Source organism: Ruegeria sp. YTSC003 (assembly GCF_059609785.1).
Map to the genome: position 1 here is coordinate 1 of NZ_JBXWMK010000038.1, position 1,511 is coordinate 1,511.

Consider the following 1,511-nt stretch of genomic DNA (forward strand, 5'->3'; position numbering starts at 1 on the left):
TGTCCGTCGTCAGGGATTTTGGGACAGATGGCGCTCTGATCTAAGAGAGGATGTGGCTCATCTGGTTGGTTTGATTATGCGGCGGATTTGCGGTGAAGCAAGCGCCGGGTTTCGATGGTCTTTCGTTTGATCCTCTCTCGTTGTTTTAGAATGGTCTGTCCGCGCCCGAAGTAGACATCAGCGGGCGTGAGGTTTTGTAAGCTTTCGTGGTAGCGCCGGTGGTTGTAGTGATCGACGAAAGCATCGATCTGCTGCCTGAGATCACCGGGCAGGTAGTAGTTTTCCAGCAAGATGCGGTTCTTCAAGGTCTGGTGCCAGCGCTCGATCTTTCCCTGAGTTTGCGGATGGTATGGCGCCCCTCGGACATGATCCATTTCCTGATCTTCCAGCCATTCAGCAAGTTTACCAGAGATATAACTGGATCCGTTATCACTGAGCAGGCGCGGTTTGTGCAGCACGGTTGCCTGATCACAGCCCGACGCCTGTAGTGCCAGGTCCAGCGTGTCGGTCACATCCTCGGTCTTCATAGTCGTACAAAGCTTCCAAGCGATGATGTAACGGCTGTAATCGTCCAGGATCGTACTGAGATAGAACCAGCCCCAGCCGATGACCTTCAGGTAAGTGAAGTCGGTCTGCCAGAGTTGGTTCGGCCGTGTGGTCTTGTCCTGGAACTCGTCTGCGGCCGACAAAACCACATAAGCCGGGCTGGTGATCAGATCGTAGGACTTGAGGATGCGATAGACCGAAGCCTCTGACACAAAGTACTTTTCTGTGTCGGTGAAGCGAACAGCTAACTCACGCGGGGAAAGCTCACTTTCCTTCAGTGCCAGGTCCTTGATCTTCTCACGCATTGGCTGCGGAATGCGGTTCCAGACCCGTGAGGGCTTGGGACTACGATCCTCAAGCGCCTCAGGACCACCCGACAGATACCGGTCGTACCAGCGATAGAAGGTGGTCTTCGGGATGCCCAGCTTTTCCAAAGTGCGCTTGGTCGGGAGATGCGAACCTTCGACGAGGCGGATGATCTCCAGCTTTTCAGATGCAGGATACCTCATTCGTCGTCGTCCCCATCTGCGATCATGCTTTTTTTGAGCAAACGCAGTTCCAGGGCCTGTTCTGCAACAACTTCCTTTAGATCACGGGCTTCCCGTCTCAGATCCTTCACTTCGGCGGAAGTTGCCGCACGGGCCGTGTCACCTGCCAGACGTTTCTTGCCGGCTTCCAGAAATTCCTTGGACCAGCTGTAATACAGGCTCTGCGCGATGCCCTCACGACGGCACAGCTCTGCAATGCTGTCCTCGCCTTTAAGGCCGTCCAGCACGATCCTGATCTTCTCTTCTGCGGAATACTGTTTGCGGGTCACACGGCGAATGTCCTTTACGACCTTCTCACCGTAGCTCTGCTTGGTTCCGGGTTTCTTTCTCATCTCCACTCCTTGGCGGTTACGATGAGCCAGAAACCCTCTCTTATCAAATCTACTTAAACTGTCCCATTGGTGCTGACGTCAGACA

Annotated in this window: 1 protein-coding gene; it reads right to left on the reverse strand. The window is 54.1% G+C overall.

The features are described from left to right. Nucleotides 1-74 precede the first annotated feature (74 nt). A protein-coding gene (locus AC2FFH_RS23145) for an IS3 family transposase (RefSeq protein WP_170825240.1) occupies nt 75-1,426 on the reverse strand; the annotation gives its coding sequence in 2 pieces (ribosomal slippage) (nt 75-1,090 and nt 1,090-1,426; 1,353 coding nt in all). Between the last annotated feature and the right edge of the window lie 85 nt (nt 1,427-1,511).